Genomic DNA, 15,715 nt, shown 5'->3' with positions numbered 1-15,715 from the left:
ATCGACGCAGAAGGGCGGGAGCGCGCGAGGGCGCGGAAAGAGCCGGGGGGCGGGAGCGCGCGGGAGGGCGCGCGGGGTTAGTCCTTGTCGCCTCTGGCGAGGTGGCCCGTTCCGGGCTGAAAATCGTGTCGGTCGCTCGCTGACGTCGTCGCTCCTTGGTCCGTGTGAGGTCGTGGGTTAGTCGGACGCTGGTAGTCGCGTTGTGGGCCTTTCACTGTTGCTGCGAGCACGCGAGTTAGATTCACCCGTTCTGTGGCTGCCGCGGGCGACCGCCCTGATGTTCGCGCTGGTGGGGAGGGTTTCGGTTGCTGGAACAGGCCCAGGATGAAGAGCAGATCATCACGCGTGTGGCGGGGTTGGACATCGGCAAGGCGTCGTTGGTGTGCTGCGCACGGGTTCCGGACGAGGCGAAGCCCGGACGGCGGCTGCAGGAGGTGCGGACCTATCCGACGATGACCCGATCACTGATCGGGCTGGCCGAGCGCCTGGCAGCGCTGGGGGTAACCCGGGTGGTTATGGAGGCCACCAGTGACTACTGGAAGCCGGTGTTCTACCTGTTGGAAGCGCACGGGTTCGAGGTGTGGCTGGTCAATGCCCGCGACGTCAAACACCTACCGGGCCGGCCGAAGACCGACAAGCTGGACGCGGTGTGGTTGTGCAAGGTCGCCGAACGGCAGATGATCCGGCCGAGTTTCGTGCCACCGGCGCCGATCCGGATGCTGCGGGACCTGACCCGCTACCGGGTCGATCTGATCGCTGAGGCGGGGGCGGAACGCAACCGGGCGGAGAAGTTGCTCGAAGACGCGCAGATCAAACTGTCGGTCGTGGTCAGCGACCTGTTCGGCACGTCCGGGCGGGCCATGATGGCGGCGTTGATCGCCGGGCAGCGTGACCCACACACCCTGGCCGAGTTGGCCCGCTCCAGCCTGCGCCGCAAGATCCCCGCCCTGCAGGAAGCTCTCACCGGTCATTTCACCGATCATCACGCGTTCCTGCTGGGCAAGATGATCGCCCGCGTCGAGCAGGTCGAGGCCGACATCCGCGAGGTCGACGCCCGGATCGAGGCGCAACTGGCCCCTTTCGCCCCGGCGGCGGCCCGGCTGCTTGAGATCCCCGGGGTCGGGCCGGCCGCCGCTGCCGCGATCATCGCCGAGATCGGCGTGGACATGACCCGCTTCCCGACCCCGGCCCACCTCGCCGGCTGGGCCAAGTTCGCGCCCGGCGTCAAGGAATCAGCCGGCCGCCGCAAAGGCACCGGATCAACCGGGCACGGCAACCGCTACCTCGCCCGCGTCCTCGGACAGATCGCGGTCTCCGCCGCCCGCACCAGCACGTTCCTCGGCGAACGCTACCGGCGCATCGCGCGAAGACGCGGCGCCAAACGCGCCATCGTCGCGGTCGGCCGCTCGGTCCTGACGATCATCTGGCACCTTCTGTCCGACCCCGCAGCCGGCTTCCGTGATCTCGGCGCCGACTTCTACCTCAGCCGCACCGACACCGAACGCCGCAAACGCAACCACGTCCACCAACTCGAAGCCCTCGGCTACCGCGTCACCCTCGACCTCGCCGCCTAACGCACCACGCAACAACACCCATCCCGCGCCGCTTCGCGACGCGGGATGCTGCCGCACGTCAAGTCACGGTCGATTTTCGAGTTAGAAGGCCTGGGCTTGGGCTCGACGCTTGACCTCTCGGGCCTGGTCGCCCGACAGGGCGGCGGCGGCCGTGTTGCCGGGGAGCGTGTTGTCGGGCTCGTAGAGCCAGCGCAACGCCGCCTCGTCGTCGTAGCCGTTGTCGGAGAGCAGGTTGAGCACGCCGGGCAGGTGCTTGAGTACGGTCTCGTTGGCCACCAGGTCCGCCGGAATACGGCGGACGCCGTCGCGGCGGACCGCCAGCAGCTCCCGGTCGCGGATCATCTGGTGCACCTTGCTGATCGACACGTCGAGGCGCTCGGCGACGTCGGGCAGGGTGAGCCAGCCGGCCGGGTCGGCGGGTCCGGCGAGCTCGGGGCCGGGCACGGCCCCCTCGGGTACGGGTTCGGTCACCCGAACACCCTGCCACGCCGCCGTCGCGTCGAGCCACCGGCACCCCGGACGACCGTTTCACCGTCTCTTCCAAACGGCCCCTGACCAGCCGATGAGGGGGTGGCGTACGCGGCGGGACGGACCAGGTCGGCCTCCGGCTGTAGCATCCTGTTCAACCTTCACCCCCTGGACACATAGACTCCCTGCCGATGGACACACAGGTCGCCGACACGTTGCTGGGCTCGCTGATCGACGGGCGCTACCGCATTCGCGGTCGCGTGGCCCGTGGCGGCATGGCGACCGTGTACACCGCCACCGACGAACGCCTTGAGCGCACCGTCGCAGTCAAGATCATTCACCCGACCCAGGCGCCCGAGGCGCGGGCCCGGATCGCCAACTTCGTGGCCCGGTTCACCGACGAGGCGAAGACCATCGCCCGGTTGACCCACCCGAACGTGGTGGCGGTCTACGACCAGGGCACTCACGCCGGCCTGCCGTACCTGGTGATGGAGTACGTCCGCGGCCGCACGCTTCGTGACGTGCTGGCCGAGCGGCGCCGGCTCAACCCGGACGAGGCGTTGGCCATCGCCGAGCAGATGCTCGCCGCGATCGCCGCCGCGCACCGGGCCGGCCTGGTGCACCGCGACGTCAAGCCGGAGAACGTGCTGGTCGCCGAGGCGCCCACCGGCGGCGTCGCCAACCTGGTCGACAGCGTCGTCAAGGTGGCCGACTTCGGGTTGGCCCGGGCGGTCGAGGCGAGCGCCGACGAGGAGCAGGGCAACCAGCTGATGGCCACCGTGGCGTACGTCGCCCCGGAGCTGGTCACCGAGGGTCGGGCCGACCCGCGCACCGACGTCTACTCGGCCGGCATCGTGCTGTTCGAGATGCTCACCGGTCGGGTGCCCTACGACGGTGACCGCCCGGTGGACGTCGCCTGGCAGCACGTCGACCGTGACGTGCCGGCGCCCTCGACACTGGTGCCGGGCCTGCCGTCGGTCCTCGACGACCTGGTGCGGCGGGCCACCCGGCGTGACCCGGGCGCCCGGCCCGCCGACGCCGGCGCGCTGCTGGCCGACGTGCAGGTCGCCCGGGACAACCTGGGTGACGCCAACAGCCGTACCGCCGTGCTGCGCCGGGTGACCGACGAGCCGCCGGTCTCCCAGCCGACCATGATGGTCGCCACGGTCCGCCCGGCCGAACGTCCGTCCTGGGCTCGGCTGCCGGAGGGCGGCGCCGCGGGGCCGGGGCGGCGGCGGGCCGCACCGGAGCCGGAGGAGGGTGTCTGGTCCCGGCTGGCCGAGCTGCGCGCCACTGTGATGGGCAACCCGCGGGGCCGCCTGGCGGTCGCGGCCGTGGTGGTGACGCTGGGTCTGGTGGCCGCGCTGGGCGGCTGGTGGTTCGGCGTCGGCCGGTACACGTCCGCGCCGCAGTTGGTCAGCCTGAGCAAGGCCGACGCGCAGGCGCAGGCCGACCGCGCCGGGCTCACCCTGGCGTACGGCGAGCCGCGCTTCGACGAGAAGGTCCCGAAGGACAGCGTGCTGGGGCAGAGCCCCGCGTCGTCCGCCAAGATCGTCAAGGGTGGCACGATCACCCTGACCCTCTCGCTGGGCCCGGAGCGCTTCCCGGTGCCGGACGTCATCGGCAAGGAGTACGAGCTGGCCGAGGCCGACCTCGTCAACGTGAAGTTGGTGGTGGCCAAGGGCGCCTCCCGCTACGACGACACCCTGCCGGCCGGAGTCGTCCTGGACAGCTCCCCCAAGGTGGGCACCGAGGTCAAACCGGGCGCGAAGATCACGCTCATCCTGAGCCGGGGCAGGGCGCCGGTGTCGGTGCCGAACCTGGTCGGCAAGAGCCTGACCGAGGCCCGCACCCTCCTCGCCCAGCTCAACCTGAAGCCGGTGGAGACGTACAAGGACTCGGACAAACCCAAGGACGAGATCCTGGGTCAGAGCCCGGCCGACGGCGCCGGCGTGGAGAAGGGCACCGAGGTCAAGCTGGACGTCAGCAAGGGCCCACCGCTGGCGATCGTGCCCCGGGTGATCGACCTGCCGTGTCTGCAGGCCAAGCAGGTGCTGGAGAGCCAGGGCTATCCGGTGACGATCGCGGTCAACCCGAACGCCGTGGTCCGGATCCAGGCCCCGGGTGAGAATTCGCAGGTGCCGCCGGGCACCCCGGTCGTCATCACGTGCTTCTGATGGCGACGGTCTCCTCGCGCCCGGTGGGCGCGCACACGCCGACCTCCGGTGGGCTGGCCCGGGCCGCCCTTCCGTACGCCGACGCGACCGGCGCCCAGGTGGTGCAGGTCTACGTCTCCAACTCGCGCGGCTGGGCGCTGCCCGCCGGTGATCCGGCGCAGGACGTGCTGTTCCGCGATGGTTTCGCCGAGCGGGGCATCCCGACGTTCATCCACGCCTCGCTGCTGGTCAACCTGGGCTCACCCACCCCGGCCACGGTCGAGAAGTCGGCGCAGACCCTGGCGCACGCGCTGCGCCGCGGTGTGGCGATCGGCGCTCGGGCGGTGGTCTTCCACGCCGGCAGTTCGGTGGATGAGGGGCACGCCGAGGAGGCGATGCGCCAGGTCCGCCGGGAGTTGCTGCCGCTGCTCGACTGGGCCGCCGAGGCCGGCGGCCCGATGCTGCTGGTGGAGCCGAGCGCGGGCGGCGGGCGGTCGCTGACCTCCCGGGTGGAGCAGCTCGGACCCTACCTGGACGCGGTGGACCGGCACCCCATGCTCGGGGTCTGCTTCGACACCTGCCACGCCTGGGCCGCCGGGCACGACCTGGCCGCCGAGGGTGGCATGACGGCGACGCTGGACACGCTGGTGGCCACGGTGGGTGCGGACCGGCTGCGGCTGGTGCACGCCAACGACTCCAAGGATCTGTGCGGCTCCACCCGGGACCGGCACGAGACCATCGGCAAGGGCACCATCGGCGAGCCCGCCTTTGCCGAGCTGATGGCCCACCCGGCCACCGACGGCGTCCCGATCGTGGTGGAAACCCCGAGCGGCGAGAAGCACGAGGGCCACGCCGCCGACATCGAAACCCTCACCCGCCTCCGCCCGCCACCGCAGGGTTGATCAAGAGGTTTGCGTCATCCGGGGCCGGAATCTGACGCAAACCTCTTGATCACCAGGAGCTGGGTCAGGCGGACAGGATGCGCGGCAGGGCTTCCGCCGCGCGGTCGATGTCGGCGTCGGTGACGCCCAGGTGGGTGACCAGGCGGGCGGTGCGGGGGCCGAGCACCGAGATGAGGACGCCCTCGGCCCGGGCGGCGGCGGCCAGGGCACGCGCATCCAGTGCGTGCTTCGTCAGGTCCAGCGCGACGAGATTGGTACGGACCGTGGTGGCGAGCACCCCGAACGGCGCCACCACCTCGGCGAGCCGGGCGGCCCTGGCGTGGTCGTCGGCCAACCGGTCGACGTGGTGCGCGAGCGCGTACCGGCCGGCGGCGGCCAGGATGCCGGCCTGGCGCATGCCGCCACCCATCCGCTTGCGGATCATCCGAGCCCGGGCGATCTTGTCCGTGCTGCCCACCACCAGCGAACCGACCGGCGCGCCGAGCCCCTTGGAGAGGCAGACCGACAGCGTGTCGAAGAGCTGGCCGTACTCGATCAGGGGCACCCCGTCGGCGACGTGCGCGTGCCAGATCCGGGCGCCGTCGCAGTGCAGCGCGACCCCCGCCTCGTCGGCGACGCCCCGCAGATCGCGCAGCGTGGCCAGCGGGATCACCCCACCGCCGCCACGGTTGTGGGTCTGCTCGACGGCGATCGCGCGGGTGGGGACGGCGAAGTAGCCGTCCGGACGGATCATCCGGGCGACCACCTCCGGGTCGATGTCCGCGCCGACCGCCGGCCAGGTCCGCGAGGAGATTCCGCCGTACGCCGAGGCGGCGCCGATCTCGTACGTGACCACGTGCGCGTCGGCATCGCAGAGCAGCTCGTCGCCGGGCGACACCAGCAGTTGCAGGGCGATCTGGTTGGCCATCGACCCGCTCGGCGCGAACAACGCCGCCTCGTGCCCGAACAGCGCGGCGACCTCGGCCTCCAACGCGTTGACGGTCGGGTCCTCGCCGTAGACGTCGTCGCCGACGTCGGCGGTGGCCATCGCCTCCCGCATCCCGGCGGTGGGTCGGGTCACGGTGTCGGACCGCAGGTCCACAAGATCAGCCACTGTCATCCTTTCGGCTGCCGGGCGCGGGGCTCGCAGGCTCAGCCACGGAGCATCTCGGCCACGAGGAAGGCCAGCTCCAGCGACTGCTGGGTGTTGAGTCGGGGGTCGCAGGCGGTCTCGTACCGGTCGGGCAGGTCGAGATCCTCGATGCCCTGGGCGCCGCCGAGGCACTCGGTGACATCCTCGCCGGTCAACTCGACGTGGATCCCACCGGGGTGGGTGTCCAGGCCCCGGTGCACCTCGAAGTAGCCGAGCACCTCGTCGACGATCCGGTCGAAGTGCCGGGTCTTGTAGCCGTTGGACGACTCGTGGGTGTTGCCGTGCATCGGGTCGCACTGCCAGACCACCTTGGCGCCGGCGGCGGTGACCTTGGCCACGATCGGCGGCAGGGCGTCGCGTACCCGATGGTTGCCCATCCGGCTGATCAGCGTGAGCCGGCCGGGGATGTTGTCCGGGTTGAGCTTCTCGCACAGCTCGATGGCCTCGTCCGGGGACGTGGTCGGGCCGAGCTTGACGCCGATCGGGTTGGCGATGCGGGAGATGAAGTCGATGTGCGCGCCGGTGATCTGCCGGGTGCGCTCGCCGATCCACAGGAAGTGTCCGGAGAGCCCGTACGCCCGGCGGTCGGAGACGCGGGTGAGCGCCCGGTCGTACTCCAGGGCGAGGGCTTCGTGGGAGCAGTAGAGGGTGACGGTCCGCAGGGCCTCGTCGTCGGTCATCCCGCAGGCCCGGATGAACGCCAGCGCGCGGTCGATCTCCCGGGCGATGGCCTCGTAGCGCTCCCCCGCCGGGGAGTTCTTCACGAACCCCTTGTTCCAGTCATGCACCGCGTGCAGGTCGGCGAGCCCACCGGCGAGGTACGCCCGGAGCATGTTCATCGCCGCCGCCGAGTTGGCGTACGCCCGGATCATGCGCTGCGGGTCGGCGACCCGGGCGGTCGGGTCGGCCTCCAGCGAGTTGATCATGTCGCCGCGGTAGGCGGGCAGGCCCCGCGCGTCGGTGGGCAGCGAGCGGGGCTTGGTGTACTGCCCGGCGACCCGGGCGACCTTGACCACCGGCAGCGACGCGCCGTAGGTGAGGACGATCGCCATCTGCAGCAGGGTGCGGGCATTGGCCAGCAGGTGACTCTCGGTGTTGTCGGCGAACGTCTCGGCGCAGTCACCGCCCTGCAGCAGGAACGCCTTGCCCTCGCAGACCAGGGCCAGTTTCTGCCGCAGCTGGTCCACCTCGTAGGGCGCGACGACCGACGGCACGGTGTCCAGCACCTTGCAGACCTCGGCGACGGCGGCCTGGTCCGACCACGGCGGGACCTGCTCGCGGGGCAGCTCCCGCCATCGATCCAGGCCGAGGGCGGCGTCCTCGGCGGAGTCGACGGTCGGACGGCTGGTCTGCAGGCCCGGGCTGCCCACACCGGGATGGCTCAGCTGATGCCACTCATGGCGCATGACAGAAAGCGTACGGCGACGGTCGGGGGGCATGGGCGGCGAGGGGGACGGTTCCGGCAGGTGGGAGATCAATCCGCCGGTCGCCGGTCAGGACGCGGGAGAGGGAGAGACACCGGTCGGCGCCGGCGCGGCGGGCGCGCCACCCGGCGCCTCACCGGCGATGCACCAGTCGCTTCCGTCCCGGATGACGGTGAAGACCAGCGGGCGGGTGACCTTACGCTTGCCGGCGGTGACCGAGACCGAGACGCTGACCTGCTGCCCGCGCGGGCCCGCCTGAACGTCGGTGATGGTCGCCGCGGGCACCTCGAAGTGATCGGCGAAGTCGCCGTTGGGACCGGTGGCGCTCAGGTCGAACCCGTCCTGCAGCACCGCGCAGAGCTGGCTGCGGCCGGCGGCGACGTCCTTGGCGGTCATCGCGTCGAGGTACGCCTGCACGCGCTCACGGGACCGGGTGGCGGCCTCCTCGGCGGGGGCCTGCTCGGGCTTGGCCGCCGGTTCCTCGTCACCGCCGCCGATGCCGCAGCCGACCAGGGCGACCGGCAGCAGCACAAGCGCCGCGGCGGTCGCCGCCAACCTGCGGTGGGTCGGGCGCATGACCACCTCCGTCGACCGTGCCATCGAAACGTACCGAGCCGCGAGTCTGCCACATCAGGCAGGCCCGACCCAGCGCCGTCGGCCCGGCCGACGCTGGGCGTCGACCGGGCCGGTGTGGCACGGGCGGGGAGGGACGGTGCGGGCCCCTCCCCGCCGTGTGGGTGGTGCGTCGGCCCTCGGCTCAGCCGAGACCGCCCTTGATGGCGCCGATGAGCTCACCGTTGTTGGTGTCACCGGAGAGCTCCCAGAAGAACGCGCCACCGAGGCCCTGGTTGTTCGCGTACGTCATCTTGCCGTTGATGGTGGACGGGGTGTCGTAGCTCCACCAGTTGCTGCCGCACTTGGCGTACGCGGTGCCGGCGACCGTGCCGGTGGCCGGGCAGGTGTTCTTGAGGACCTTGTAGTCCTCGATGCCCGCCTCGTAGGTGCCCGGCGCCGCGCCGGTGGCGCTGCCGCCCGGTGCGGCCTGGGTGACACCGGTCCAGCCCCGGCCGTAGAAGCCGATGCCGAGCAGCAGCTTGCTGGCGGGGATGCCCTTGCTCTTGAGCTTCTGGATCGCCGCGTCGGAGTTGAAGCCCTGCTGCGGGATGCCGGTGTACGAGGCGAGCGGCGAGTGCGGTGCCGTCGGCCCCTGGGCGGCGAACGCGCCGAAGTAGTCGTACGTCATCGGCATCAGCCAGTTGAGGTTGCCGATGGCGCCGGCGTAGTCGGTGGCGTCGATCTTGCCGCCGTTGCTGCCGTCCGCGGTGATGGCGGCGGTGACCAGGGCGCTGGAGCCGAACCTCGACCGCAGTGCGCTGATCACGTTCTTGAACGCGTTCGGGCCGCTGCTGTCACAGGTCAGGCCGCAGGCGTTGGGATACTCCCAGTCGACGTCGATGCCGTCGAAGACGTCGGCCCAGCGCGGGTCCTCGACGAGGTTGTAGCAGCTCTCGGCGAACGCGGCCGGGTTCTGCGCGGCCTGGGTGAAGCCGCCGGACCAGGTCCAGCCGCCGAACGACCAGATCACCTTGAGGTGCGGGTTCAGCTGCTTGAGCTTGCGCAGTTGGTTGAAGCTGCCGCGCAGCGGCTGGTCCCAGGTGTCGGCGACGCCGTCCACGCTGTCCGCCGCGGTGTACGCCTTCTCGTAGTCGGCGTAGCTGTCACCGATGACGCAGCGGCCACCGGTGGTGTTGCCGAAGGCGTACAGGATGTGGGTCAGCTTGGCGGCCGAGCCGCTGGTCTGGATGTTCTTGACGTGGTAGTTGCGCCCGTAGACGCCCCACTCGGCGAAGTAGCCGACGACCTTCTTGCCGCCCGGGTTCGGCGGGTTGGTGGTCGGGGGTGGCGTGGTGGGCGGCGTCGTGGTGGGCGGCGTCGTGGTGGGTGGGGTGGTGGTCGGTGGCGTCGTGGTCGGCGGGGTGGTCCCGCCGCCGCACGCGGCACCGTTGATGGTGCAGTTCAGCGGCGCCTTGTAGGCGCCGGTGCCGTTGTATCCCCAGCTGAACGAGGCACCGGGGGCGAGGCCGCCGGCCCAGCTCTTCTTGACCGCGACGTAGTGGTTGCCGCTGCTGGTGACGTCGGCGTCCCAGGCGCTGCTGATGGTGGTGCCCGACGGCAGGTCGAACTCGATGCGCCAGGTGGCGACCGTGGCGCTGGAGCCGTTGGTGACGGTCACCCTCGTCTCGTGACCGGTCCCCCAGTCCTGCGCCTTGGTGAACGTGGTGGTGACCGTGCCGGCGCCGAATGCGGTGGTCATCGGCACCGCTGCGACGGTCACGGCGACCACGGCACCGGCCCAGAGGGCCCGGCGGAGCGATCTTTTCATGAGGCGTCTCCCGAACTGTTAGGAAACTTTCCAAAAGAGATGGTGAGACGGTACTCACGGCGTCATCAGTTCGTCAAGATGTGCATGTTTCGATTTCTCCTGGTGCGCGGAGTGCACCTGCCACGCCCCTCCCCGGCGGCCCGTCGCCCGGCGCGTAGCCTCGGCCCATGACCGTCTTCGACATCCCGATCGACGCCCTCAACGGCGGCCCGGCGGACCTGGCCCGCTACCGCGGCAAGGCGCTCCTGGTCGTCAACGTGGCCTCCCGCTGCGGCCTCACCCCCCAATACGCCGGCCTCCAGGCACTCGCCGACTCCTACGCCGACCGGGGCCTGGTGGTGCTCGGCGTGCCGTGCAACCAGTTCGCCGGGCAGGAGCCGGGCAGCGCCGCCGAGATCAGCGACTTCTGCCAGGTCAACTACGGCGTGACCTTCCCGCTGACCGAGAAGGTCGACGTCAACGGCCCGCACCGGCACCCGCTCTACGCCGCGCTGGTGGACACCCCGGACGCCGACGGGCACACCGGGGACGTCCGGTGGAACTTCGAGAAGTTCCTGGTGGCCCCGGACGGCGCGGTAGCCGCCCGCTTCGCTCCCACGGTCGAGCCCGATTCCACCGACCTCCAGGCAGCCATCGACAAGGTCCTGCCCGCCTGACGTGCCGGTGATCAAGAGGTTCGCGTCAACCCGGGGCCCGTTTCTGACGCAAACCTCTTGATCACCGCGTCGGAGGGCGGGAGGGGAAGCGCCACTGGGCCACCTGCGCGACCGGGCGGTAGCCCAGGGACTGGTAGATGTGGTTACTGGTGGGGTTGGCCAGGTCGGTATAGAGGGCGCAGGTCGTCGCACCGGCATGCAGGGCGTGCCGGCTCGCGTGTGCCACGCAGCCGCTGGCGAAACCGCGTCCGCGCTGCCGCGGCGGCGTGTACACGCCGCTGACCCGGGCCACGCCCGCCACCGGCCGACTCAGCCAGGCCATCGAGACCGGAGCGCCGGCGTCCTCCCAGAGCCAGATCCGGTCCCCGTACGGCAGCCGGGCGTCGACCTGACCGGACAGGTCCACCTGGGGTTCGCCCGGCGTGGTCTCCGCGGCGAATTCGGCCGCCCAGGCCACCAGTAGGTCGCGGTCCGTGGCGGCAGCCGCCCGTGCATGACCGGGTACGCCGACCGGCGGCCGGACCGCGTTCAGCTGGAAGATCCGCTGCGCGGTGCCGGGTACGGCGGTCAGACCGGCGCGTTCGGCGTACCGCCGCGCGAACTCCGCCACGGCCGGGACCGGGCCGTGCACCTCGGCCAACGGCGGCGCCGCCCGGACGACGTACCCGGCGAGCGTTCGCGCGGCCGCGACCGGCACCGCGCCGAGCAGCGGCCCGCGCGGCGGCGTGCACACCGCCGCGCCCACCGTCGCGCCGTCGTCGACCACCCGCACGAACCACTCGTCACCGGAGAGTGGCACGTCCCCGCAGAGGCGGTCGGCGACGAGCGTGAACAGTACGTTGTGCAGGACGGGCTCGCTGCGCAGCCAGGTGCCCGCCGTGGCGGCGAAGGTCGCGAGATCCTCGACGAGACAGCGCATGCCGGGCAGTCTGCGCAGCCGGCCGGCACCACGGCAACCGGAATAACCCACCGCGTCGGTCGGGAATGCGTCGCGGGTGGACGGAGTTGGGACCGAACATGACAACTGTGGGACTGATCGGCAGCGGCAACATCGGCGGCACCGTGGCCCGGCTGGCCGTGGACGCCGGCTACGACGTGGTGTTGAGCAACTCGCGGGGCCCGGAAACGCTCACCGACCTGGTCGCATCCCTGGGCGAGCACGCCAGCGCCGGCACCGCGCAGGACGCGGCGCGGGTGGGCGACCTGGTGGTGGTCAGCGTGCCGCTGAAGGCGTACCGCGCGGTGCCCGTGGAGCCACTGGCCGGCAAGGTCGTCATCGACACCAACAACTACTACCCGCAGCGCGACGGGGTCTTCCCGGAACTGGACTCCGGCGAGACCACCAGCAGCGAGCTGCTCCAGCGGCACCTGCCGGACTCGCGGGTGGTCAAGGTCTTCAACAACATCTACTTCAAGGGCCTGGCCGCGCTGGCCCGGCCGTCCGGTGCCACCGACCGCAGCGCCCTGGCGATCGCCGGCGATGACGACGCCGCGAAGGCCGAGGTGACGGCCTTCCTGGACCGCATCGGGTACGACGCGGTCGACGTCGGCCCGCTCGCCGAGGGGTGGCGCTACCAGCCGGACACCCCGGCGTACGGCACGCTCTACTCGGCCTCGCCGACCGACTGGGAGCACCCGGCACCGGGCGACGCCGAGAAGCTGCGCGCCGCCGTGGCCGCCGCGACCCGCTGAGCACCGCCGCCGCCCTCCGGCGACCGCCTACCGGGTGGCCGTACGGAGGGCGGCGGCGAGTTCGTCGTCGTAGCTGGCGATCGGCTGGCCGTCCGAGGCGTACGCCACGAGCCGCCCCTCGGCCATCGTCGCCGAGCGGAACGAGAACGTCCGCGTGCCCGGATAGGCGGCGAGCAGCGGAATGGCGCGGGGCGCCCCGCCGGGGGCCGAGTAGTACTCCAGGCGGGTCACCTGCGGGGAGACCACGCCGTTGACCCGCACCTTGGTCTTCTCGGCGCGGGTGCCGAAGGTGACCGGCGCGTCGGTGCCGTAGGCGGCGCACTCGGCCGCGCCCCGGCAGACGAAGAAGTAGCGCGGGTTGACCACGTCATCGAGGGTGTACGCCTTGAACGTGGGGTCGGCACCGGCGGGCAGCGGCTGCACGGCGAAGAACGCGACCGCCACGGTGGCCGTGACGCCCACCCGCAGCCAGGCACGCCCGGTGGCCGGTCGCCTGCTCGTGCGCCGGGCGGCGACGGCGACACCGCCGAAACCGACCAGGCACAGCAGGCACACGCCGACGGCGCGGGCGTTCTCGAACAGGAACTGCACGCCCGGCCGTGTCGAGATCGGGCCGAGGACCGCACCCAACGAGACGACCATGGCGGCGAGCAGCGCCGCGCCGGCGGCCCGCTGGGCGACGCCGGACGCGCCGATCAGCAGCATCGCGGCGAGCACCGGCCACACCTGGTGGTGGGTCCAGGACACCGGGGACGCGGCCACGGTGGCGCAGCCGACCAGCACGGCGGCGTGCCCGGGGCGGCCCTGCCGCGTCAACTGCCGGGCCCGCAGCAGCGCCGCCGCGCAGATCAGGGCCACCAGAGCGGCCCAGAGCAGGGGCAGCGTCGACTCGTCGACGCCGACACGCAGCAGCATCCCGTGCACGGACTGGTTGCCCAGCGAGGCCAGGTTGCCGATCCGGGAGGTCTGCCGGACGGTCTCGGTCCAGTACGCCCAGCTCTCGCCCGGCAGCACGATCGCGGCGAGTCCGGCGCAGGCCACGAACGTCGCGGCGGCCCGGCCGGCGTCGCGGTAGCGCCCGACGGCGAGGAAGTAGACGACGAACAGCAGCGGGGTCAGCTTGATCGCCGCCGCCACCCCGACCAGCGTCCCGCGCAGCCGGGGTGGAACGACGCCCATCCCGTCGAGCAGGGCCATCAGCACGATGAAGATGCTGACCTGGCCGAAGCGCAGGTTGCTCTGCACCGGCGCGGAAAGCATCAGCACGGTGGCCGCCACCGCCACGACGAGGGGCCGCCGGGAGCGTTGGACGGTCAGCGCCACGCTGACGGACCCGGCGACGGCGACAACCGCCGCACAGGTTGCCACCAGCCAGATTCCCTGGACCACGCCCTCACTGACGGCGGTGATCGGGCCCAGCACGAGGGCGGCGAACGGCGGATAGGTGAACGGGCCGCCGTTCTCCGCCACGTACCCGTACAACGGCCGGCCGGCGTGCAGATCAGACAGCGCGCCGTAGTAGATGTGCAGGTCGGAGAGGCGATCCGGCCGGCGCAGCACGAGCACACAGGACACCAGCGCGACGACGACGAAGGCCGTCCACGCCAGGGCAACCCGGCGATCCCGCATCGCCCGAGAATAGGCGAGCCTGCGCGCCCGGTGGACCCTCGAACGCATCTTCGGGCACGCCGACGGCCTACCGGCAGCGGCGCGAGAAAAACTTCGGGCGGGCAACTTGCGCTGGGGTCCTGTTCACGGGACTCTGATCCCTGAGTTGCCGCCCGCTCACCGAACGTGCCTCCGGAGGCGACATGCACACGCTTCGTACCGTGCCCCGCCGGCTGCTGGCCGGCGCCGGCGCGCTCCTGCTCAGCACCGCCCTCGCCGCCACCGCCGCGCCCGCACCGGCCGGCGCGGACACCGTCGGATACGTCCGGCTCGCCCACCTCTCCCCCGACACCCCGGCGGTGGACGTCTACCTGGCCGCGCCGGGAGCCCCGAAGCCGCAGGTGTTCCCCGGGGTCGGGTACGGCGTGGTCTCCGACTACCTGTCGTTGCCTCCCGGCCGGTACGCGGTGGCGATGCGCGAGGCCGGCGCCCCCGCCACCGATCCCCCGGTGCTCACCACCGAGGTGGCGGTGACCAGCGGCGACGCCTACACGGTGGCCGGTGTCGGCCGGCACGCCGACCTCGGCCTGCGGGTGCTCAACGACGACCTGAGCGCCCCCACCGACGGCCGCGCCAAGGTGCGTGTCGTGCAGGCTTCGGTGCGGACCCCGATGCTCGACGTAGCCGCCGCGAACGGACCGACGATCGCCAGCGGGGTACAGTTCGCCACCACGACCGACTACCAGCAGGTCGAGCCGGGCAGTTGGCGGCTGAAGCTGACGGGTGCCGGCGGGCCGAGCACCGACGCCGAGGTGCGGCTCACCGGCGGCGCGGTCTACTCGCTGCTGGTGCTGGACGCGAAGCAGGGCGGGCTCACCGCCGAGCTGCGTCGCGACGCCGAGGGTGGCACCGTCGTCCCGGCCGGCGGGGTGCACACCGGCGCCGGTGGCACCGCGGGCAACGGGATCGACGCGTACCCCCTGGTGGCCGGCGGCCTCGCCGCGGCGGCCGTGGCGGTGGCTCTGCTGCTCTTGCGTCGGCGCCGGCGCACCACCTGGTGAGCGCCGAGCCGGGCCTGTCGATCCGGCGGCACCGTGACCGCCGGGTGCCGCTGGCCGCGCTGGTCGCGGCCGGCGCGGCGGTCTGCCTGGCCGCCGGCACCGGCGTCGGGCTGGCCGGCACCGACCGGCCGCCGCCGGCGGCGAGCTGGCACCCCGGCTGCGCCGACGGCTGTCCGTCGGTGGCCGCCGCGCCCGTGCCGCAGGGTCCACCCGTGCCGCAGGGTCCACCCACGCGGGTACGCGTGCCGCGCATCGGCGTCGACTCGGCGCTCACCGTGCTGGGCCTGGACCGGGCGGGCGCACTGGTCCCGCCGGCTGATTTCGGCACGGCCGGTTGGTACGGCGGCGGCCCGGCCCCCGGGGACACCGGCCCGGCCGTGCTCGCCGGGCATCTGGACTCGCGACGCGGCCCGGCGGTGTTCGCCCGGCTCGGTGACCTGCGCCCCGGTGACCGGGTGGAGGTGTGGCGCGGCGGGCAGCGGTTGGCGTTCCGGGTGACGGGGTCGCTGCGGACCCGCAAGGACCGCTTCCCGACGGCCGAGGTCTACGGGCCGACGCCCGGCGCGGAGCTGCGCCTGGTCACCTGCGGGGGCGACTTCGACCGGCGCAGCGGTCACTACGTCGACAACGTGGTGGTGTTCGCGGTCGCCGAGGGGTAA

14 protein-coding genes are annotated in these 15,715 nt (G+C 72.1%); 7 read left to right on the top strand and 7 right to left on the bottom strand.

Annotated features, from left to right (window positions below; genetic code table 11):
• Positions 1-347 precede the first annotated feature (347 nt).
• Positions 348-1,574 (top strand): IS110 family transposase, encoded by a 1,227-nt coding sequence (locus O7620_RS03085; protein WP_278121797.1) that lies wholly within the window; start codon positions 348-350, stop codon positions 1,572-1,574.
• A gap of 81 nt (positions 1,575-1,655) precedes the next feature.
• Here the strand turns inward: O7620_RS03085 and O7620_RS03080 are convergent, their stop codons facing one another.
• Positions 1,656-2,045 carry an Rv2175c family DNA-binding protein gene (locus O7620_RS03080; protein WP_151492908.1) on the bottom strand — a complete coding sequence of 130 codons (390 nt, stop codon included), beginning with the start codon at positions 2,043-2,045 and terminating at the stop codon, positions 1,656-1,658.
• A gap of 188 nt (positions 2,046-2,233) precedes the next feature.
• Between O7620_RS03080 and pknB the strand changes: the two genes are divergently transcribed.
• Positions 2,234-4,219 carry a Stk1 family PASTA domain-containing Ser/Thr kinase gene (gene pknB / locus O7620_RS03075; protein WP_151492907.1) on the top strand — a complete coding sequence of 662 codons (1,986 nt, stop codon included), beginning with the start codon at positions 2,234-2,236 and terminating at the stop codon, positions 4,217-4,219.
• Positions 4,219-5,100 (top strand): deoxyribonuclease IV, encoded by an 882-nt coding sequence (locus O7620_RS03070; protein WP_278121796.1) that lies wholly within the window; start codon positions 4,219-4,221, stop codon positions 5,098-5,100. The genes pknB and O7620_RS03070 overlap by 1 nt, the downstream gene beginning before the upstream one ends.
• Before the next feature lie 64 nt (positions 5,101-5,164).
• Here O7620_RS03070 and O7620_RS03065 read toward each other — a convergent pair whose 3' ends face one another.
• The 4 genes from O7620_RS03065 to O7620_RS03050 form a co-directional block, all read right to left on the bottom strand.
• The gene (locus tag O7620_RS03065; RefSeq protein WP_151492905.1) at positions 5,165-6,193 is read right to left on the bottom strand and encodes a GntG family PLP-dependent aldolase; all 1,029 of its coding nucleotides are present in this window, start codon (positions 6,191-6,193) and stop codon (positions 5,165-5,167) included.
• Between the two features lie 38 nt (positions 6,194-6,231).
• On the bottom strand, positions 6,232-7,638 hold the full coding sequence (locus O7620_RS03060; protein ID WP_151492904.1) for a 3-deoxy-7-phosphoheptulonate synthase class II: 1,407 nt from the start codon (positions 7,636-7,638) through the stop codon (positions 6,232-6,234).
• A gap of 87 nt (positions 7,639-7,725) precedes the next feature.
• Entirely contained in the window at positions 7,726-8,232 is a 507-nt protein-coding gene (locus O7620_RS03055) for a hypothetical protein (RefSeq protein ID WP_278121795.1), read from the bottom strand.
• A gap of 181 nt (positions 8,233-8,413) precedes the next feature.
• Positions 8,414-10,039 (bottom strand): glycosyl hydrolase family 18 protein, encoded by a 1,626-nt coding sequence (locus O7620_RS03050; protein ID WP_278121794.1) that lies wholly within the window; start codon positions 10,037-10,039, stop codon positions 8,414-8,416.
• Between the two features lie 167 nt (positions 10,040-10,206).
• Here O7620_RS03050 and O7620_RS03045 point away from each other — a divergent pair, with 167 nt between their 5' ends.
• Positions 10,207-10,695 (top strand): glutathione peroxidase, encoded by a 489-nt coding sequence (locus tag O7620_RS03045; RefSeq protein WP_151491568.1) that lies wholly within the window; start codon positions 10,207-10,209, stop codon positions 10,693-10,695.
• 61 nt (positions 10,696-10,756) lie between these two features.
• Here the strand turns inward: O7620_RS03045 and O7620_RS03040 are convergent, their stop codons facing one another.
• Positions 10,757-11,614 carry a GNAT family N-acetyltransferase gene (locus O7620_RS03040; RefSeq protein ID WP_278121793.1) on the bottom strand — a complete coding sequence of 286 codons (858 nt, stop codon included), beginning with the start codon at positions 11,612-11,614 and terminating at the stop codon, positions 10,757-10,759.
• A 98-nt stretch (positions 11,615-11,712) separates the two neighbouring features.
• Here O7620_RS03040 and O7620_RS03035 point away from each other — a divergent pair, with 98 nt between their 5' ends.
• A complete protein-coding gene (locus tag O7620_RS03035) occupies positions 11,713-12,387 on the top strand; it encodes an NADPH-dependent F420 reductase (RefSeq protein WP_151491566.1) in 675 nt (224 codons plus the stop codon).
• A 27-nt stretch (positions 12,388-12,414) separates the two neighbouring features.
• Here O7620_RS03035 and O7620_RS03030 read toward each other — a convergent pair whose 3' ends face one another.
• Positions 12,415-14,016, bottom strand: coding sequence for a glycosyltransferase 87 family protein (locus O7620_RS03030; protein ID WP_278121792.1), 1,602 nt, complete (start codon positions 14,014-14,016; stop codon positions 12,415-12,417).
• A 182-nt stretch (positions 14,017-14,198) separates the two neighbouring features.
• On the opposite strand from O7620_RS03030, the gene O7620_RS03025 reads away from it, so the two are divergent.
• A complete protein-coding gene (locus O7620_RS03025) occupies positions 14,199-15,056 on the top strand; it encodes a DUF4397 domain-containing protein (protein ID WP_278121791.1) in 858 nt (285 codons plus the stop codon).
• Positions 15,053-15,715 carry a class F sortase gene (locus tag O7620_RS03020; RefSeq protein ID WP_278121790.1) on the top strand — a complete coding sequence of 221 codons (663 nt, stop codon included), beginning with the start codon at positions 15,053-15,055 and terminating at the stop codon, positions 15,713-15,715. The genes O7620_RS03025 and O7620_RS03020 overlap by 4 nt, the downstream gene beginning before the upstream one ends.

Source organism: Micromonospora sp. WMMD710, assembly GCF_029626045.1.
Taxonomy (GTDB): Bacteria; Actinomycetota; Actinomycetes; order Mycobacteriales; family Micromonosporaceae; genus Micromonospora.
Note: the sequence above shows the minus strand (reverse complement) of the source record. Positions and strands in the feature narration are given on the sequence as shown.